Source organism: Paenibacillus sp. XP01 (assembly GCF_057364885.1).
In genome coordinates this window covers 6,801,161-6,820,476 of record NZ_CP139481.1, presented here as the reverse complement: position 1 = coordinate 6,820,476, position 19,316 = coordinate 6,801,161, and the positions used below count along the sequence as shown (strand labels likewise).

The 19,316-nt window shown below is 47.6% G+C and carries 15 protein-coding genes and 1 other annotated feature; of the genes, 11 read left to right on the top strand and 4 right to left on the bottom strand.

Annotated elements, in window-relative coordinates:
* Positions 1-17 precede the first annotated feature (17 nt).
* Positions 18-272 carry an Atu4866 domain-containing protein gene (locus SNR34_RS30640; RefSeq protein ID WP_236413585.1) on the bottom strand — a complete coding sequence of 85 codons (255 nt, stop codon included), beginning with the start codon at positions 270-272 and terminating at the stop codon, positions 18-20.
* 217 nt (positions 273-489) lie between these two features.
* On the opposite strand from SNR34_RS30640, the gene SNR34_RS30635 reads away from it, so the two are divergent.
* The 3 genes from SNR34_RS30635 to SNR34_RS30625 all read left to right on the top strand — a co-directional run bounded on the left by SNR34_RS30635 (position 490) and on the right by SNR34_RS30625 (position 2,953).
* On the top strand, positions 490-1,392 hold the full coding sequence (locus SNR34_RS30635; protein ID WP_339275376.1) for an AraC family transcriptional regulator: 903 nt from the start codon (positions 490-492) through the stop codon (positions 1,390-1,392).
* Positions 1,393-1,613: 221 nt separating this feature from the next.
* Positions 1,614-2,159, top strand: coding sequence for a 50S ribosomal protein L25 (locus tag SNR34_RS30630; RefSeq protein WP_486180892.1), 546 nt, complete (start codon positions 1,614-1,616; stop codon positions 2,157-2,159).
* A gap of 206 nt (positions 2,160-2,365) precedes the next feature.
* Positions 2,366-2,953, top strand: coding sequence for a uracil-DNA glycosylase (locus tag SNR34_RS30625; RefSeq protein ID WP_486180891.1), 588 nt, complete (start codon positions 2,366-2,368; stop codon positions 2,951-2,953).
* Positions 2,954-3,060: 107 nt separating this feature from the next.
* Here the strand turns inward: SNR34_RS30625 and SNR34_RS30620 are convergent, their stop codons facing one another.
* Positions 3,061-3,969, bottom strand: coding sequence for a helix-turn-helix transcriptional regulator (locus SNR34_RS30620; protein WP_486180890.1), 909 nt, complete (start codon positions 3,967-3,969; stop codon positions 3,061-3,063).
* Positions 3,970-4,069: 100 nt separating this feature from the next.
* On the opposite strand from SNR34_RS30620, the gene SNR34_RS30615 reads away from it, so the two are divergent.
* Together SNR34_RS30615 and SNR34_RS30610 are read left to right on the top strand one after the other, a co-directional pair.
* Positions 4,070-4,534, top strand: a complete 465-nt coding sequence (locus SNR34_RS30615) for a VOC family protein (RefSeq protein ID WP_486180889.1) — start codon at positions 4,070-4,072, stop codon at positions 4,532-4,534.
* A 98-nt stretch (positions 4,535-4,632) separates the two neighbouring features.
* A complete protein-coding gene (locus tag SNR34_RS30610) occupies positions 4,633-5,202 on the top strand; it encodes a YdeI/OmpD-associated family protein (protein ID WP_486182537.1) in 570 nt (189 codons plus the stop codon).
* Positions 5,203-5,989: 787 nt separating this feature from the next.
* Here SNR34_RS30610 and SNR34_RS30605 read toward each other — a convergent pair.
* On the bottom strand, positions 5,990-6,478 hold the full coding sequence (locus tag SNR34_RS30605; protein WP_486180888.1) for a hypothetical protein: 489 nt from the start codon (positions 6,476-6,478) through the stop codon (positions 5,990-5,992).
* Between the two features lie 13 nt (positions 6,479-6,491).
* On the opposite strand from SNR34_RS30605, the gene SNR34_RS30600 reads away from it, so the two are divergent.
* From SNR34_RS30600 to SNR34_RS30580, 5 genes are all read left to right on the top strand, one after another.
* Positions 6,492-12,296, top strand: coding sequence for a DUF7601 domain-containing protein (locus SNR34_RS30600; RefSeq protein ID WP_486180887.1), 5,805 nt, complete (start codon positions 6,492-6,494; stop codon positions 12,294-12,296).
* A 19-nt stretch (positions 12,297-12,315) separates the two neighbouring features.
* Positions 12,316-13,095, top strand: a complete 780-nt coding sequence (locus SNR34_RS30595; RefSeq protein ID WP_486180886.1) for a sortase domain-containing protein — start codon at positions 12,316-12,318, stop codon at positions 13,093-13,095.
* Between the two features lie 512 nt (positions 13,096-13,607).
* Positions 13,608-14,459, top strand: coding sequence for an alpha/beta fold macrolide esterase (gene mle, locus SNR34_RS30590; protein ID WP_486180885.1), 852 nt, complete (start codon positions 13,608-13,610; stop codon positions 14,457-14,459).
* A 62-nt stretch (positions 14,460-14,521) separates the two neighbouring features.
* Positions 14,522-14,786, top strand: a binding site (T-box leader).
* Between the two features lie 79 nt (positions 14,787-14,865).
* Complete coding sequence (leuA, locus tag SNR34_RS30585; RefSeq protein WP_486180884.1) at positions 14,866-16,530, top strand: 2-isopropylmalate synthase; 1,665 nt, start codon at positions 14,866-14,868, stop codon at positions 16,528-16,530.
* A 161-nt stretch (positions 16,531-16,691) separates the two neighbouring features.
* A complete protein-coding gene (locus tag SNR34_RS30580) occupies positions 16,692-17,363 on the top strand; it encodes a YdeI/OmpD-associated family protein (RefSeq protein ID WP_486180883.1) in 672 nt (223 codons plus the stop codon).
* A 55-nt stretch (positions 17,364-17,418) separates the two neighbouring features.
* Here the strand turns inward: SNR34_RS30580 and SNR34_RS30575 are convergent, their stop codons facing one another.
* Positions 17,419-18,192 carry an alpha/beta fold hydrolase gene (locus SNR34_RS30575; RefSeq protein ID WP_486180882.1) on the bottom strand — a complete coding sequence of 258 codons (774 nt, stop codon included), beginning with the start codon at positions 18,190-18,192 and terminating at the stop codon, positions 17,419-17,421.
* A gap of 125 nt (positions 18,193-18,317) precedes the next feature.
* Between SNR34_RS30575 and SNR34_RS30570 the strand changes: the two genes are divergently transcribed.
* Complete coding sequence (locus SNR34_RS30570; protein WP_236413569.1) at positions 18,318-19,259, top strand: helix-turn-helix transcriptional regulator; 942 nt, start codon at positions 18,318-18,320, stop codon at positions 19,257-19,259.
* Positions 19,260-19,316: the final 57 nt, after the last annotated feature.

Below are 19,316 nucleotides of genomic sequence, written 5' to 3'. Positions count from 1 at the left end.
CCCCTTTTAAATTTGATTCATTTTTCACGATAGAGAACCATGCCGGCGTGGTAGAGCACCGAATCGCGGAAATCGCCGTCCGCTGTAAACCCTGTATCATCCACATATTCGATATGGTCACCTACGATGGTGTATCTGCCTTGGTAAGCGCTCTTTTGTTTTCCGCGTGCTTCGTCATACCGCCCGTTCGGCAGCAGCTCATGCCGGATATAACCGTCTTTGGTCACCCACATGCCGACATAGGGATGGGATTGTTCGTTTTGAGTACTCATTGAATATTCTCCTTCCATTTGTGATGCTAAACTGAATCCTGCCCGCCACTCGTTTCCTGCGGTTAGGACCTCCGTGCCGGGTGTATCGCATGTCTTACATGTTCATTATCGTTCTTTCGGGAAGCAAGTCGGTAGCCGGATCAAACGCAATGATTGCCTAATCCTCCAGAAGAGGATAAATTTAAGTTAATCTTATGGATAAAAGGGGGAGAAAGGGATGGAGGAATGGTTCGAGAAACAAAGGAGAGAAATGCTGCGCATCATCGAGAAGTTCACACCGGAAGACGGTACGCATGATACGGAAGTTCCCGGGTTGCGCTTGATTCGTTCTTCCCGGTTATCCGAGCCGGTATACTCTGTCTATGAGCCTTCCCTTTGCGTCGTGGCGCAGGGTTCCAAAGTGGTCATGCTAGCACAAGAGGTGTATCGGTATGACCCGAGCAGCTATTTAACCGCTTCGGTACATTTACCGATTACGGGGCAAGTGGTAGAGGCTTCGAAGGAAGCGCCGTACTTGAGCCTGCAGATCCTTTTTGATATGAGCCAAATTCTTGATGTCATTCAGGCATCCGGCGATGCCATCCGACCAGGCAATGAGACCAGCCGGGGATTGAAGGTAAGCCGGGTGAGCGATACGCTTCTGGATGCCGTGCTGCGGCTTTTGAAACTGGTTGAAACGCCGCGGGATATCCCGGTGCTTGCGCCTTATGCTATGCGGGAAATCATTTACCGGGTGCTTCAGAACGAAAACAGCGCATCACTGATGCAATTTGCAGTTGTCGGAAGCCATGCACAGCGAATCGCGGGGGTCGTTGAGAAGCTTAATCGCGAGTTTGCCCAACCCCTCCGAGTGGATGAATTGGCAGCGGAGGCCCGTATGAGCGCTTCGTCTTTGTACGATTATTTTAAGGAAGTCACGGGCATGAGCCCGATCCAGTTCCAAAAGCAAATCCGATTGCAGGAGGCGCGCCGGCTGCTCCTCTCTGGATCGATCGATGCGGCGGAAGCAGCGTTCCAGGTGGGGTACGAGAGCCCATCGCATTTTAGCAGGGAATATGCACGGATGTTTGGAATGCCGCCGATCCGGGACGTACGCCGATTGCGGAGCTCTATGGTTTGACAAGCCAATCTATGATATAGTAGATGAAACCCATTAGGCATTCCACTCTTCGGAGTGGGGTGCCTTCGTCTATATTTGTGGGTTTTTACATTTAATGTGTATTGCTATCTATCTAAAAGGATGGAGGTCTGGATGCTATGTTTCTCTATTGATCCCCGGCAGGGGAGGTTCGACGGCGGCTGTAGCGCGCTAAGATCACTCATGTAAAGGAGAGGTAGAGCATGGATGCATGCATTCATACAGAAAGACGTCCACGATTGAATTCTTCGGGACTACGCAATTTACGTCAAAAGGGGCGTTTGCCAGGGGTTGTGTTCGGCAAAAACGCTAATAACGAAATCATTCATATTTCCGCTAAACAATTTGAAAAATGGCTGAGAAAAGGGGCGTCCGGCTTTATTGAGCTGCAGATGGAAGGTGAGCGGTCAATGACGGTGCTGATGGAGGATCTTCAGCGAGACCCGGTAACCGGCGCGCTTGTGCATGTCGACTTTCAGTTCGTTCAGACAGGCGAGGTCATACGTACGAAGCTCGGGGTGAAGTTCGTAGGTACTCCGATCGGAACGAAGTCGGCCGGCGTTGTGCAAATCCAGGATCCCTATGTTGAAGTAGAGGCCCTTCCGAAAGACCTGCCGTCTACCGTTGAACTGGACATCAGTGCGATGGAAATCGGAGATACGCGCTTCGTGAAGGACCTGATCCTACCGCCTGAAGTGACGGTCATCTCCGGGGGAAACGAGCTTCTCGTATCCGTATCGAAGCCTTAATGAGATAGAGGCAGTATATCGGTGGCCTTTTGTGCATGAATATAGCAATGCAAACAACCATTGATGACCTGAAGTCGTCAGTGGTTGTTTTTTGTGCCGGTAGGTCCGTTAATCTGAACCGTATCATCAATAAGGGCAAGTTTTTGTTTTGAGTGGGCATAATAGGTTCATTACGTGTAAAAGGAAGGAGACGCCACGACAAGGAAATGGATCATCCTTATGTAATCTTACCTGAAGAACAAGCGCCCCATGGTATAGAGCACTGTGAAATTTGCGAACTATCCAAACAGCGGAATCGTGTCGTCTGGGGGGAAGGAAATCCGAAGGCCCCGCTTATGTTGATTCTGGATAACCCCGGAGCGCGAGAGGACCGGGAAGGGAATTCGTTTTTATGCGGTACCCGAGAAACGCTCCAATTCGGCATGAGAGAAGCGGGGATCGATGTAAACGATGTATATGTCACCTATTTACTGAAATGCCGACCGATGCGCGCCTACAATAAACCTGAGGCCAGAGCAGCTTGTCTCCCTCACCTACAAATGCAGATCTTTCAGAAGCAGCCGCTTGTATTATTTGGATTTGGCAATGTCGTATCGGAAACATTATTCACAGATATGGAGAGTGCCACTGTTAAGGAGTTACGAGGCAGCTGGTATGAGTGGCAGGATAGGCCCATCAGCTTCACTTATCACCCGCTTGCAGTAAGAAGACGACCCAATCTACTCAGGTTCTTCGTAGAAGATTTGAAAGCCTTGAAGGAGAAGTGGAAGGAGATTCAATACCGCAGCATATAGATTGACGAATTCTTATGAGAGCTTGCCGTACGGAAGCCTTCAAGCGGAGCGGCTGTTATCGTTATTGTTTGGAGTAGGGGGCCCGCCGGCTTTGTTAAAGGGACCTCCTAGGAATATTTATTTACCATTTCAAGCAAATACTCTCGAAATTCGTTTACATATGATTGGGGCTCCACAATTTCCAGATTCGTACCGAAACCGGCTAAAAATTGAAATCCAATACTGTTTTGAGGAACAGCGATTGTTGCCAAGAAAAGTTCAGAACTATAGTCTTCAATGCTCTTTCGGCCATACCTTTCTATGAAATGATCTTTTATGCTGGGCGAAATCAATGCTTTTACAGCGACTAGTTGCGGATGATCGGCTTCGCGCTCTTGCTCTAATGAATCATCCCTAGGGTTAAAGGTTTTCTTATCCAAATCGAGATGATCGATCCTGGACAATTTAAAGGTCCTATATTGCATACGCTGCAGGCAGAACCCCTTTAAATACCAACTCATTTCACTAAAATGAAGCTGAACCGGCTCGATGATTCTTTGTGTTTTCGCGCCGTTTTTATCCATATAGTCAAATGAAACCAATCTTCTCTTGGCTATGGCCTCCTGGCATATTTTCAAGGTTTGGCGAATTTCGGACCGACCTTCCCAATCGTAAAAAGACAGTTGTATGGAACCTTTCGGAGAAAGTGGGTTAACCATTGCCTCTATTTTTTTGATCGTCACGCCAACTTCTTCGCTAATTAGAATTTGTTCCAATCCGCTGAGCGCCGTTAGTATATTCTCCAAGTCAGAGCTGTTCAGAAGACGCTTATCGACCTTATATTCCTCCATAAGACCGTAGCCGCCGTGCACTCCATTGACAGAGTAGATCGGGATATTTGATAGACTCAGCGTTTCCATATCGCGAAGAATGGTTCTTTTAGAAACGTTGAACAATTGTGCGAGCTCTTTGGAGGAAACGATATCTTTTTTCAGCAAAATCATGATGATCGAGATTAATCTCTCAGCCTTTTCCATAGGATCTCCTTATTTTTCTGCTTTGTCGTTGAATGGTGCCATACATATGTCACCTATCATGAATTATACTACATTCATCAGAAGAGGGAGGGACTACTTTATGTCAGCTATTGCATACTTAAATTTTGATGGAACTGCAGAACAAGCGATTGAATTTTATTCTGAGGCTTTACACGCAACTGAAGTCAAAAAAGTGAAATTCGGGGATATCCCGCAAGATCCAAACTACCCCATGCCGGAAAATGAATTGAATATGATCATGGAGTCTTCCATAGAATTCGCAGGCGGGAAAATCATGTTGTCGGACATTTTGCCTTCGATGAAGGCGGTAACAGGCGAGCTGGTGAAAGGGAATAATATCTTGATTAGTCTGGTTATCGACGATAAGCAAAAATTGGAACAATACTTCAGCCGGTTGTCCCTTGGCGGCCATGTCATCATGCCGTTATCCAATACTCCCTGGTCTTCGTGCTTTGGAATGCTGGTAGATAAGTTTGGAGTCTGCTGGAAATTTAATCGTGATGCAGATCAGTTTCTGGATAGCGTAATTTCAAATAAAAAATAAACGCATTCTAAAAAATGGTCTTGTAACTAAAGGCCATTTTTTATATTACACCGACGGAGGCACGATTTATGAAAAATAGCTATTCTTCTTTTTCAAATATGGAGATGGATCATATCATTCCGGTAAAATCACGAGAAGACTTGAGGATTTGGCTGCAGAACCATTGTAAGACGGAAAAGTCTTGTTGGGTCTTGGTTCGTATGAAGCCCAAATCGGATACGCTCTTGTATTTGGATGCGGTCGAGGAAGCTTTGTGTTTTGGATGGATTGATGGGGTCAAGAAGAAAATATCCGAAACGGAGCTGGCTCAGAGACTGTCCCCTCGAAGCAAAAAAAGCTCATGGACTGAATTGAATAAAGAGCGTGTCCGCCGCCTCGAAAAGTTGGGGTTGATGACAGACGAAGGGAGAAAGGTTCTACCTGAGATGGATTACGATTCTTTTCGCATCGACCCGGTTATAGAGCACAGGCTAAGAGAGGAAAAGCAGGTATATGAAAATTTTCTGTCATTTCCAGATCTTTATAAAAGGGTTCAGATCGACACGATACAGAGCAATAAGAAGCAGCCGGAATTATTTAAGAGCAGATTAGACAAATTTATATCCAACACGAGAGAAAACAAAATGTATGGTCAATGGAACGATGATGGCCGTCTATTAGACTATTAATATATGCCCAGGATTGGGGTCGTACACTGTACACATTGCAACGTTTACACTATACAAAGTTTGATTAAAAAACTTGACCACCATTTAGAGGGCTTTTTCCACTTGTGAAGAGGGAGTGAGCCTTTTTAACGCTTGTGATATTGCCTCTTACGCAACTCCACATCGTTCAGCCGAGCGCTGTATTTTGAATGCCTTCCTCTCTTTAAATTCATTTAGCGTGTAAATCCCCGAATGAAATAATGGCAAGCCTCTGTCATAACACCTATTTTTCTTTTTCAGAATCCTTTCTTTTAGAGGTTCACTATTGTTCATTATTATGAATTTTTATAGGTTCTAAGTACTGTTTTAAAATGATTCTTTATGCCTAAAAAAAGCGTGGTCTGGCTGATTAAACGACAGGATTAAGGTTTTTTTTCGTTTTGCTCTTGGTTGTAGGTCGAATCTGACCGGATTTTGAGGTTGGATACCGAATCTTACGCTTTATTGTCGAGCAGTGTCTATTTTTTGTATAGGTCCTTCTTCATATAATAGAAGGGCACGCTTTGTAATTTGGTCGTATTTCCCACTACAGTATGTACGTGGCGAAGATGGCTGAAGGAAAGGAGGAAAAAAGTACTAAGGCGAGGTCAACGGCCTGCATACTCCGGCATTCATCCGTTCATACGAACGCCTTGAAATTCGTCGATGGAAATGGTCAAGGGGACCTAGGCAAAAAGCGTATGTTTATTCGCGTGAGCCGTTATATCGGGTAGATGATCTTGCAGTCACCAAAATATGTTTCAGAGATTTAGAGGATGGAGGAGGTTTCGGTATTGAAACAAAAACGCAGTATAGGTAAACCGTTGCTGTCTTTATTTATGGCAATTTTGCTTGTTTTGCAGACAGTGATGTTTTCTGCCGGCGCATATGCGGAGAGTGCGCCAAACGATTCGGGAACGGAAGCAGTCAGTGAATCTGCCTCGCTGAGCACGGACGAGCCGTCGTCGGGATCCGACGCGGATAGTGCGCTAAACGATTCCGGAACGGAAACAGACTCGCCGAGCGCGGACGAACCGTCGTCCGAATCTGATGCGGGGAGTGCGCCAGACGATTCCGGAACGGAAACAGACGCGCCGAGCGTGGATGAACCGTCGTCCGGATCTGATGCGGGGAAGGTGCCAAGCGATTCGGAAACGGAAACAGACTCGCCGAGCGCAAACGAACCCCCGTCAGTACCTAAGGCGGTGCACGATGCGCCGAACAACTTCGTAGCGATGGCGGCCGTTCCGACGGACAAAACAGCGGTGTTTATGGAAGCTAATTCAACCTTTCCGCTGAAGGTGACGCAGGGAACTGACATTGCCCCAGGCGGTACGATTCAGGGCCGACAGGCATTTACTCTCAAATCTGAGGGCCTCAAGGTTCCGGTGAGAGGCGATTTTGCCAATACGGAGCATGAAAATGACACCACCAAGTACATTCAGAAGGGCGACTCAATCGAGCTGAAAAGAGAAGACTACTTCAAGGAAGTGGTGCTGCCGACAGCTACCAAAACCTTGATGGCAACAACTGATTATGGTCAGAAACAGCTGGGCACCGCCTATTTCACTCCGGACAGCATCAAGATTGTATTTAATGGCGATGATTCGTTTTTCAATGGTATTGGAGTAGCAGTTACCTTCGGCTTTGATACCACTGCCAATTCGGATTTGAATGGCATAGAATACGGCGATTCAAAGCCTATCTCGATTTTCGGGGGAGCGTATGAGCTAAAGAACCCGGATGTTACAGCGAAATACAATCTCACATTGACCTCACCGGGAATGAGAAATAGTTCTTGGGCTTATCGCATAATTAACCCCGATTTCTTTGTAGAGGGAGCGATTACTTGGCAGTCTACTGTGTCTGCTTCCGATCAGTTTGATAATACAATTAAACTACCGTTGGATGGGAAGACGTTCTATACGAACCCTGCATCCTATAATATGGATTCGCCTTCATCTTCGTATCGAGTCAGTGGTATCTATGTGCCAGGTTCATTCAAAGCAAATAATGAGGTGGTAGAACCAACCATCGATGCCAATGGCGCTCTAAGCTATGTCTTCCCGCCGGGAACGGGTGTAGATCCGAAGGTTGAATATAAAACCTGGATTCCAAAGGGAGGCTACTATTACGAGCATCGGAGTCCATCGGGCGATCCTGGTCGTGCTGTGAACATGAATGGCAAAGTGGAGCTGAAAGATGGCAATGATGTGCTTGCGAATAAAAGTCAGGAAATTGTTTTTGCTCCCGACTGGATTCAAGCCAGCGCCTCGTATGACAATCCTAATGAAACAATCACATGGAAAATCACTGTTAACCAGTATAACAAAAAAGGGTTAAAGGACTTAACCATCACAAATGCATTACCTGCTGGGCTGGATTTTTTATCAGCTGAATGGCAGACATGGGTGGATGGCGTTGCATCTGAGGTAAAACCAATTACACCGGATGAGAACAGCGTTTATTCCTTTGGGGATATTAACGGTAAAGTGGAACTGGTGATTAAGAGTAAGGTAACAAGCGGCTCCGATTTCAGAATCGATCCGCGTGCCAACTGGAATTTGGACACACCAGGCGGTATTCAGAACAATGATGTGAAAACTGGTGTAAGACCTGCCGCAGTAACCGACGAGGCAATCGTGACGATCGGTGCGCATACTTTTACAAAAAGCGGATATATTTCGACGGAGGATTACAACCTCGGCGCCATCACATGGACTGTCAATCTAACGCCACAGTATGCTCTGCCAAATGCGGTGGTGTACGACGTGCTGGTACATGGCGGGGATTTGAACGTCTTGGATAACGCAGTGGATGCAACCGGCGAGGTTAGCGCGGAAACGATTGCGAAAATCAAGGCAAACGTGAATACTGCTCAGCTTTGGAAGCAGTATCATGCGGGAACCTTGAAGGGTGTGACCAATGCAAGCAGCTTGACCATGAAAGCCATTCCTTTGACGGTGGACGGAGAAGTCGTGGCAGATTTGATCAAGGTGACGGGATACACCGACCAAGCTGCATCCTTCAGCTTCCGTGCACTTGAAACCAACCCGGATGTCCTCTTCAGGCAGGATATCAACACAGAGAAAACACGCTGGAATCGGGCTTTGCTATTTGACGGCGAAGCCGTAAAAAAAGCGGAAAACAATACCAATCTTCATCTGCGTATGCTGAACAAGGATATGCTTACGGCATCCTATCCTATTAAGAAGGACGGGACGGCCGACACTTGGTATACTCCGAACAACGTTAACCGTTATATCGGTTATGATGGTTCATCAAGCGGCGACGAATACACCTTGGCTGGTTATGACCGAACAACCAAGACGGTAACCTTCCGTCTAAGCGTCAATATGCCGGGCTACAACACGGTTGAAATGGCGAAAAGTGGTGGAAGCCGGGTCATCACCGATGTGAAGCTGGTGGACACCTTGCCGGCAGGATGGGAGTTCGTTCCGTTTTCCGAGGAGAAGGAATTTGAGCTTTGGAAAGGTTTTTCGGATAATGGCAGCGGCACCGGTTATGGGGTTCGAAACAACGCTGTTTCAATCATCGAGCCGAACGACCCTGCTCATGTCGTAAACTTCTCCCATAGCGGCAACGAAGGCACCTTCACCTTCTCTAAATTGGAAGGTCCTTATGTCATTTTGGTAAAGGCAAGACCTTCGAATGAAGCTTTGGCGGAATATTTGGACGAGTACACGACCAACGGCACAGACAAGCAGGTGCTGTATAACAAAGCCGACCTTCATATGACATGGGGCGGAGTGGAGAAAGTTCTTACCGAACAACGTAAGATTATCTTACCTATTCAGACCTTGGGCAAGTCGGTAACGAAGCCAGTTCCAGGGGTGCTTGAATGGACGGTAAACTATACCCCGCCATTTAACATGAAGCAGGACGTTTACCTGCAGGATACTCTAGGTGCAGGCATGAATCTGCGTTATGAAGAAAACGGAAAGCTTGTGCTGACAGCGCCTAGTATGGCAGTCTATCCTGCCAAACTCACTGCCAGCGGTGCTCTGGAACGGGAGGGTGCAGCACTGGATCTTAGCGATCCGAATGCTGAAGTTCAGGTAGAAGCTGCACCAGGCGCAGGAGGCACCACAGTTCTAAAATTCAAAATGAAAGACCCTAATAAGTTTTATCAGTTTGTGTACCAAACAGAGGTTGATCCGTCTAAAGCGAAAGCCGGAGACAAAATGGGCAACGAGGTGAAGCTGGAGGGCGATGACAATCTGAAATCTGTCAGTGCCAGAAGCGAAAGCACGCTAGACAGTACGGACGTCGCCGGCAGTTCAAGCACCAATGCCCTGCTGCCCCTGAAAAAGGTAGATCCCGATGACAATCCGCTTGAAGGCGTAGAGTTTACGCTTTATAAAAAGGATGACGGGAAACAAATTGCCAAAGGCAAAACCAAAGTTGATGGCAAGCTCGATCTACTATTCCCAGATCCAGGCTATTACGAGCTGAAAGAAACTTATATTGACACAAATACTTGGCTGCCTACTACAAGAGTTTATCAAGTATATGTGGGGAATACGCCTGGGAAGCCCATCTGGGTAGACGGCGTGAAAGTAACCTCTGGCGATCCGTTGGTCGTACCTACGCCGGCCCAAGGGAAACTGACCATTACCAATAAGGTGGAAGGCAACGGCAGCGATCCGAACAAAGAGTTCGAGTACACGGTGACCTTCACTGGTGAAGGCAAGGATGGAGAGTACACCTATAAGAAGCCGGATAATACGTTTGGTACGATTAAGAGTGGAGGCAAGTTTGTCCTCAAGCACGGGCAAGCTGTGACGCTCCCGACATTGCCTGCGGGTCTGGTCTATACTGTAACCGAGACCGATTATACGACCGCTGACGGTTACACGACTACGCCGGAAACGAGAGAGCTGACCGGCACAATCGAGAATAAAGGCGACTATAAGGCCGACTTCGTTAATGAACGAACCGTCAGCAATCTGACCGTTAGCAATACGGTTATGGGAAATGAAGGCGACAAGACGAAGGAATTCGAGTACACCATCATCTTTGAGGATGCAGGCAAGGATGGAAGCTACTCCTTCGAGAAGTCGGACAATAGCAAAGGCACGATCAAGTCTGGCGGCTCCTTCACACTCAAGGATGGAGAGACACTGGATATTTTGGATCTGCCTAAGGATCTGAAATACACAGTCACTCAGAAAGATTACACAGCCGATGATTACGTGACTACTCCTAAGGAACGGCACCATACCGGAGTTATGAAAGGCACGGATGAATATGCCCCGTTCACGAACGTGAGAGTTAGTGGCCTAATCATAAGCAATACGGTTAAAGGCAAAGACGACGACAAGAAAAAGCCGTTCAAGTACACGATCACCTTCACAGGTGAGGGATCGAACAAAATCTACTCCTATGTGAAGTCGGACGGCACTAAGGGCGTGATTGAAAGCGGCCAAACCTTCGAGCTTACCGATGGCGAGACGCTCGCTTTGCAAGAACTTCCGACGGGTCTCGAGTATAAGGTGACCCAGAATGATTATTCGGAAGGCGGCTATGTGACCGATCCTGAAAGTTTCATTCACACAGGCACCATTCCGGAGAAAAAAGCGGCCGAAGCACACTTCGTTAATACCCGCCCATATCTGGAAGGCGTGCTGCGTGACAACAACACAGGCGAAGTCATTCCGAACGTGGAAATCATTGTGACGAACAAGAAGACCGATGAACAGCAAACGATTCGGACGAATGAGAATGGTGAATATTTTGTCCCAGCCGCAGCGGATACCAACTATACGATCACATATACGAAGTTGTATCACGTCGGCGGGAAGGATGTCCCTGTCGAGTTCACCCAAAAAGGAAACGTGAACAACGGCGTGACGGACGAGACCGTTCCGGCGGACATTACGGCGGTAGGGATCGTTCTGTTCAAGCAGCTGGATGGAACCAAAGAGCTATTCAATGATTCGTTTACCAGCCAGATGCGTATCTATTTGAAGGACAAGGACGGCAATTATCTTCCTAAGGCATTTCCGATGGATCCGAACGGAACCTTCTCCGTGGAAGGGTTAAGCGAACAGCAGTACACCATGGAAGTTCGCTATCAAGCTGAGACCGGCGAGGAACTTCTCTTCAACGTGACGAAGCTGAACGTGAAGGCTAACGGAGAGCTGAATATTTCCGAGGCATTGGTCGACCCTTACGGTACGGTTTATGATGAAACGACAGGAGATGCCATCACTGGCAAGAAAATTGAAGGAGCCACAGTTACCCTGTACTATGCGGATACGCAGCGGAATAGAGATAAAGGCCGTACTCCGGATACAAAAGTAACGCTTCCTCCGGTTCCGAATTTTGCGCCGCACGACAACAAAAGTCCGGAGCAGGATAGCGACGCAAATGGCTTCTATGCATACATGGTGTTTCCTGAAGCGGATTACTATCTGATCGTAACGAAAGACGGATACGAGACGTACAAGAGTGAAACGATTTCTGTCGATTTTGACATTGTCAGAAAAGACGTGCCAATGAAGCCGATAAACACCGGCGGCGTACCAGGCCCTGTTAACCCTGGACCAGATCCGGTAAATCCAGGCCCTGTTAGCCCTGCTCCAGAGCCAGTGAATCCAGGCCCTGTTAGCCCTGCTCCAGAGCCAGTGAATCCAGGCCCTGTTAGCCCTGCTCCAGAGCCAGTGAACCCAGGCCCTGTTAGCCCTGGACCAGAGCCAGTGAATCCAGGCCCTGTCAACCCTGCTCCAGAGCCGGTGAATCCGGGCCCAGTTGACCCTGGACCAGATCGGGTGAATCCGGGTCCTGTCAGCCCTGTTCCTGACCAACCTGGTAACGTCAACAATGGGACTAACAACATCGACGACGTGGCTGATCACGATGACAACGGAGTTGGTAATGTCGGCGACTTGGCCGATAAGGGTGCGGGCAATGCAAATAACGAGCTGGACGATGCTCCGCAAACCGGAGACAACAGCGTATCGCCAATTTTCTATATGGTTTTGGCGCTGATGTCCATGGTGATCATCGGATTCTGTCTACTCGGCAACAAGAAGAAAAAGCACATCCAATGACCGGAAAGGCGGTAAGAAAATGAGCAAAACCAAAAAATTTCTTATCGCCGTTTCCTCCCTTGTGTTGGTATTTTCCCTCGTTAATCTGGCAAGAACCTTTATGGGGGATTATGCGGAGAAACAGAAAATCGAAGAGTTGACCAAGGTTTGGGAGGAAGGGTCTGACAAAGGCGGAGGGGATGCATTCCCCTCCCTTTTGTTCAATACGGAGAATGAGCCGGTCATGCTTCCCGAATTTCGAGCGCTTTACGAGAGAAACTCGGACATTGTCGGCTGGCTGAAGATTGACGGCACTCGAATTGAGTACCCGGTTATGCAGAATCCGCAGGATGCGGGGTACTATCTCAATCATGATTTCGATAAAAAGGAGAACAAAGGCGGTCTCCCCTTTTTGGACGAGCATAGCCGGGTCAACGATTCGGACATATTGCTGATTCATGGACACCACATGAAAAGCGGCTGGATGTTTAAAGATTTAATGAAGTACAAGAACGAAAGCTTCTATAAAGAGCATGCTGCGTTCCAGTTCAGAACGCCTTACGAAAAGGAAGAGTATGAGATTGTTGCCGTTATTCTGTCCCAAGTTTATCGCAAATCGGACGACGTTTTTAAATACTACCAGATTGAGAATGTAAATACGCCTGCCGAGTTCGATTCGTATGTTCAGAACATTAAAAAACTCGCTCTTTATGACACGGGCGTAAATGCCCAATATGGCGACAAGCTTGTTGTACTGTCTACCTGTGAGTACTCGACCGAAAACGGCCGTTTAGCGGTGATCGCTCGAAAACGCAAATGACTATGTTGAAACCCGGCGACAAGCTGTTTTAATATCGCGTTCTCCCTTGGAGGACGCGTTTTTTTAGGCTTCTTTTTGGGCAGACTATGTTATCTCGGGATGTTTCCCAGGTATTGACAGAGGGCTTTATCCTATGTTAGGATCAGCCTAACCGATATGAACGGAGGGGTTACGTGTGTTGAACTAATTCTTCGATATTCTTTGCACAATGAATTAAACGGTGGTTTAAGGCTATTTAGTGTGCATCGTAATCGAAGAATGGTTTGCCTTACGGTAACCTGGATTGTTATATGTAATTGAAGGTAGGGAATAATTCCTCCTTCTTGTCATATAAACTGAATTTGAAGAACATGTCATGCAGCCTTTCGCGATCTGTCCCATGACCGAACTTCGGGTCTTCCGGAGGGGGATATGATCTTATGGCGTTCATTCTCAAATTCTCTATTCGATTACAGTATGCACAGGCCAATTGCCTGTGTTTTTTTATTTTTTGATCATTGGAGGATTCGAATATGAACGAACGATTCGTAAAGGTAGATGGAATTCATATATGTACAGACAGTTTTGGAGAGCCAAGTAATCCGGCTATTTTGCTGATTATGGGTGCTCAATCGTCAATGATTTGGTGGGAAGAAGAGTTTTGCCAACGTCTGGCAGACACAGGGCGCTTTGTTATTCGTTATGATAACCGCGATGTCGGCCGTTCAACCACTTACGAACCGGGTCAGCCGGGCTATTCTTTCGAAGATATGGCCGATGACGCCGTTAGAGTACTGGATGCTTACAAGATTGAGCAAGCGCATATCATGGGTATGTCCATGGGCGGTATGCTGACTCAAATGATCGCTTTACGGCATCCGGAGAGAGTTCTAACCATTACGCTCCTGGCAACGTCCAATTTTGCGCCTCATCTCCCCCCGATGGAGGAAAGGGTTATGGATTTTTTCTCGAATATGGGGGCGATCGATTGGACTAACAGCGAATCGGTAATCAAATTTGCGATTGATCGTTCCCGAATCCTGGTTGGTTCAAAGCATATTTTTAATGAGAAGAAAGTGGGCATGTTGGCCGGAAAAGAGTTCGCAAGAAGTGACAATATGGCCAGCATGAGCAATCACGGCTTGGTGACTGGTGGAGAATCTTATCTGGTTAGGACGAGTGAAATCAATGTACCCGCTCTGATTATACACGGTACGGAAGATCCCATTATCCCTTATGAACATGGAAAACATATAGCGAGTGAAATTCCGGGCGCGGTTTTATTGACACTGGAAGGTGCAGGGCATGAGCTACATGAGGATGACTGGGGAATAATCATCGATGCGGTTTCAAAGCTTACTTCAATTCCAAATTCGCTCAGCTAACCGATCGTTGTCAATTAACACTTGACACCAGAGTATAGGTGATATAGCATATTCCTAATAATTAAACTACGTTGAAAAGGAATAGTACGGTTTTCCAAGCGAACAGAGAGCTGTTGGATGGTGTGAAACAGCCGTGGAGGAAATCGGAACTCGCCTTGGAGTTGCTCACTGAACCCGTTAAGTAGGTGGAGCCGGAGCCTGACCGTTATCATCAGGAGGAACCAAGGTTTGTTCGTTTATGCAGCCTCGGATCCGTAGAGTGCATGCCGGTAATGGCATGAATTCGGAGTGGTACCGCGTAAGATGTCAAAGTCTTTCGTCTCTGTTTAAAGAGATGAAAGGCTTTTTTTGCGCGTTCCATCTTAGGCGGGTAAGCACACGAAAATCGATGAAGGGAAGGATATCCATGAAAAATGTTAACAAGTACGCCAGAGGGTATTTTATGCCGCCGGAGACAAGCTTGAATTGGACTCGGAAGGAGTATATTACAGAGGCGCCGATTTGGTGCAGCGTCGACCTTCGTGACGGAAACCAGGCATTAATCGTTCCGATGAATCTGGAGGAAAAGCTGGAGTACTTCAAATTGCTTGTAGATATCGGCTTCAAGGAGATCGAAGTCGGATTTCCGGCAGCATCGGAAACGGAGTTTGCTTTTTTGCGCACATTGATTGAGCAGGAATTGATCCCGGACGATGTAACGATCCAAGTGCTTACCCAATCGAGAGAACATATTATCCGCAAAACCTTTGAATCGCTGAAAGGCGCCAAAAAAGCCGTAGTACATCTGTACAACTCGACATCCGTGGCACAGCGGGAACAGGTATTCCGCAAATCCAAACAAGAAATCATCGACATCGCATTGAACGGTGCCAAGCTGTTGAAGCAGTGCGCGGAGGAAACGGAAGGAAACTTCCAGTTCCAGTATTCGCCGGAAAGCTTTACAGGCACAGAAATTGAGTTTGCGCTGGACATCTGCAACAGCGTGTTGGACATATGGCAGCCGACGGCGGAGAACCCGGTGATCATTAATCTTCCCGCGACGGTATCCATGTCTATGCCGCATGTCTACGCGAGCCAGATCGAATATATGAGCGAGCACCTGAACTTCCGTGAGCATGTTATTTTGTCGGTCCATCCGCATAATGACAGGGGAACCGGTGTCGCAGACGCGGAACTGGGCATGCTGGCCGGAGCCCAGCGCGTTGAAGGCACGTTGTTCGGAAACGGAGAACGAACAGGGAACGTGGACATTGTGACGCTGGCTCTGAACATGTACTCTCACGGGGTGGACCCGAAGCTGAATTTTGAGAATATCCCTGCGATCATCTCCGTTTATGAACGGCTGACCAAAATGAAAGTAAGCGAGAGACACCCGTACGGAGGCGAGCTGGTATTTACCGCTTTCTCAGGTTCTCATCAAGACGCCATTGCCAAAGGAATGAAGCATCGCGAGGAACAGGAGCCTCAGCATTGGTCGGTCCCTTATCTGCTGATTGATCCCAAGGACATCGGCAGGGAGTATGAAGGCGACATTATTCGCATCAACAGCCAGTCCGGCAAAGGCGGGATCGGTTACGTGCTGCAGCTGAAATACGGGCTCGATCTCCCGGCGAAAATGCGCGAAAATTTCGGATACTTTGTTAAAAACGTATCGGACCAGCAGCAGAAGGAACTGATGCCTGATGAAATATACGATATTTTCTTGAAGGAATATGTAAACATAAAAACCCCGGTGGAGTTTGTCAAATACCGCTCTGCGGACGATGAGGAGTTTCAAACGATCGTTACGATCCGTGTCGGCGATGAAATCAAGGAAATTACAGGTACCGGAAACGGAAGACTTGATGCGATCAGCAATGCTCTGCAAACCGAGCTAGGAACGGCTTATAGCGATTTGACCTATACGGAGCACGCTCTGGAAACAGGCTCCAAATCCCAAGCGGTCTCGTATATCGGGGTCACGGCTTCCGACGGCAGCGTATATTGGGGTTGCGGCATTGACGTTGATATCATGACTTCATCCGTAAAAGCCCTGTTCAGTGCAGTGAATCAATTCAGCCGTAAAGCGTAGCCGATAATACAAAAATTCGTCTCGCATAATTTCCTCGTCTGGTCGTCCAGACGGGGATTTTCTTTCTTATTCATTGCCATGAAGGAAAGGTCGGGGTAGTTAACTGGAATGCATATTTTCTATCTCGTATAATCAAGATATTTACGAAGGGGGCTCTGTACATGACAAAAACGATTGTGGAAAAGTTGAATCTGCATAAATTCAAGAGGGTTGCAGTGTTGTACAGACCGGAGAGTGAACACGGCTTATCGGGGTTATCCGACTATGATATTGAATTAACGGGCGGACCCTATGATCTTATTTTTGCTTACGTGTTTAATATCGAATCGCTTCGGGACCTCGTCCATCAAGTGATTGATCAGAACAACTTGAATCAAGGAGGCTATTTGTACGCAGCTTACCCCAAGAAGGGGAACAAAGTGTACTCAACCTATATTCATAGAGACAGTCTTTTTGAAGGGGTGGGAGCCGATGAGGACGGCTACATTGGAACGAGCAGCCTGAAGTTTGCACGTATGGTGGGCTTAAATGATGTGTTTACCGTTGTCGGTTTCAAAGCGGAGGCACGGAAGAAGAAGGATGCACCCTCTAAGCCAAGTCAACGTGTGGAAGATTATGCAGCGCTGATTCCTGCTATAGAAAAGGATTTGAGCGATCGTCCTGAGGCACTGGCTTTCTATCGATCCCTTACTCCAGGATACCGGAAGGATTGGGCCCGTTATGTCTACAGTGCCGTACAGGAGTCAACCCGGGCCAAACGACGAACCGAAATGAAAAAGATTTTAGGCGAAGGGTACAAAAGCATCGATACTTACCGAAGGGACCACCCGTAAAGCAGGAAGACCGTTGCAGGCATAAGGCCGGTTGGTTCCGGATCAGGGCAAAGGGTTACGTTCGCTGTTCACGGGCATTGAACGATTGGGCAGCGGGCCTGCGCGATTCATCCAGGCTGTTCAGGAAAGACCGCAATAGCTGCCTCAAATGATCCGGACTGCTGATCATCGGTAAGTGCCCGGCCTGCAAATGCTGGACAGATTGCGGGGAAAGGTTTGCGATCATTTTATTTTGCAAGGAAGGATGGAATTCCTTATCCTCCGTTAACTTGACGTACAGCTTGGGAACAAGCGGGACGCCTGCATCAACCCGGTCTGTGTATACGCGTACGGCCTCGGGGATGAACCCTTTTACGATTTCCGTTGTCTGATCCTCGGACAAGTCATTGCATAATCCCGCGCGGATTACGGATTCGGGAGGTTTTGTGCCCCATCTGCGCATTATGGCCGACATGATCATTCTTTTCGGGAATGGAAGGACAGATACGAATGAACCGCCGTTCTTGGGGATAGCCGCCCCTATAGCAACAAATCCCGCCACTCGATCAGCGAACTCCGATGCGAGTCTCAGGGCAAGAACTCCCCCAAGCGAATGGGCTACGATAACAAACCTTGGAATGCTCCATTCATTCACTTGTTTTTTCATATGGACCACATAATCTTCTAGCGTCAGACTGCTCCTGGAATCCGCGGAGCTTTCTCTAAGAGGAAACTCAAGAAGCAAAGCAGGATGATCCAGTCCTTTCACGACGCTACTCCATATTTGGCTCCCTAATCCCGCACCATGGACGAATACAAAACCGATTTCTTCATTTGTGTGCTTATGCATATGAGTTAACTCTCCTCGCAGGTTAATGGTTAAGAATGCTTTACGTGAAGAGCGTATCACACAAATAAGACAGTTCATGTCTTATTTGGAGGGTATAATGGAAAAACCTTGAGGAGGAGATGACCATGCACAAGCCCCAGCGTCTCATTCAATTAATTATGGCGATCAATGCCAAAAAGTCATTTACCGTGAAGGAACTTGCCGATGAATTTGGGCGATCCACCCGAACCATTACTCGGGACTTGCAGGAACTGAGTGAACTTGGTATACCGATCTATTCCATCCAAGGAAGAGGCGGAGGGTATAAACTGCTTCAAGAAAGAATGCTCCCGCCTATCAGCCTTTCTGAAAGCGAAGCCATCGCCATGTTTTTTGCGTGCCAGTCATTGGATTTCTTCAGTTCCCTGCCTTTTGGAGATGGGGCCGAGTCTGCATTGCACAAGTTCTATCATTATCTGCCTGCCGATATTAAGGAACAGATCGACCGCCTGAAGGGGAGAATCATGTTGTGGAGTCCGTACCGTTCAATGGCCCCGGGGATTCTTCAAACACTGCTGCAGGCCATCATGACTGGCAGCGTGGTCACTCTGGAGTACAATTCCGGCAGCGGGGTTGGCCTAAGGGATGTTCAGCCCATTGGTCTCTATACAAGCTCGGGTTATTGGTACTGCCCGGCTTATTGTTTCCATCGGGAAGATATTCGCCAGTTCAGGGCGGATCGGATCCTTTCTGTATCACTCAACGAATCGGTCCCTTCGCGGGAGGACATCCGCAAGATGACTTTAATGAATAAGCCGGAAAAAGGGCATCTGGATCAGACGACGCTTCATATGGAGCTGACACGGAAGGGGATATGGCTGCTTGAATCCAATCCTCGTTTTGCTTCAGGCATACAGCGCAACGAAGACGGAAGCGGAACGGCAGCAGTACAGATCGCCACGGAGGATTTGCATTTCTATGTAGACTTGATCTGGAATCTCGGCAGTGAGGTCAAAATAAAGGGGCCGCTCGAAGCGATAACGTACATTCAGGAAAAAGCCGAGGCTATACGGTTACTATACAGCTAGATATTCACATCGATCATGGAGCGTTTTTTCAGGAGCTGTCGGGTGCGACAAGCTCCT

Bases quoted from the DNA above. Each gene is read 5' to 3' on its own strand.
- SNR34_RS30640 (WP_236413585.1), bottom strand. From the start codon at position 272: ATGAGTACTCAAAACGAACAATCCCATCCCTATGTCGGCATGTGGGTG.
- SNR34_RS30635 (WP_339275376.1), top strand. From the start codon at position 490: ATGGAGGAATGGTTCGAGAAACAAAGGAGAGAAATGCTGCGCATCATC.
- SNR34_RS30630 (WP_486180892.1), top strand. From the start codon at position 1,614: ATGGATGCATGCATTCATACAGAAAGACGTCCACGATTGAATTCTTCG.
- SNR34_RS30625 (WP_486180891.1), top strand. From the start codon at position 2,366: ATGGATCATCCTTATGTAATCTTACCTGAAGAACAAGCGCCCCATGGT.
- SNR34_RS30620 (WP_486180890.1), bottom strand. From the start codon at position 3,969: ATGGAAAAGGCTGAGAGATTAATCTCGATCATCATGATTTTGCTGAAA.
- SNR34_RS30615 (WP_486180889.1), top strand. From the start codon at position 4,070: ATGTCAGCTATTGCATACTTAAATTTTGATGGAACTGCAGAACAAGCG.
- SNR34_RS30610 (WP_486182537.1), top strand. From the start codon at position 4,633: ATGGAGATGGATCATATCATTCCGGTAAAATCACGAGAAGACTTGAGG.
- SNR34_RS30600 (WP_486180887.1), top strand. From the start codon at position 6,492: ATGGAAGCTAATTCAACCTTTCCGCTGAAGGTGACGCAGGGAACTGAC.
- SNR34_RS30595 (WP_486180886.1), top strand. From the start codon at position 12,316: ATGAGCAAAACCAAAAAATTTCTTATCGCCGTTTCCTCCCTTGTGTTG.
- mle (WP_486180885.1), top strand. From the start codon at position 13,608: ATGAACGAACGATTCGTAAAGGTAGATGGAATTCATATATGTACAGAC.
- leuA (WP_486180884.1), top strand. From the start codon at position 14,866: ATGAAAAATGTTAACAAGTACGCCAGAGGGTATTTTATGCCGCCGGAG.
- SNR34_RS30580 (WP_486180883.1), top strand. From the start codon at position 16,692: ATGACAAAAACGATTGTGGAAAAGTTGAATCTGCATAAATTCAAGAGG.
- SNR34_RS30575 (WP_486180882.1), bottom strand. From the start codon at position 18,192: ATGCATAAGCACACAAATGAAGAAATCGGTTTTGTATTCGTCCATGGT.
- SNR34_RS30570 (WP_236413569.1), top strand. From the start codon at position 18,318: ATGCACAAGCCCCAGCGTCTCATTCAATTAATTATGGCGATCAATGCC.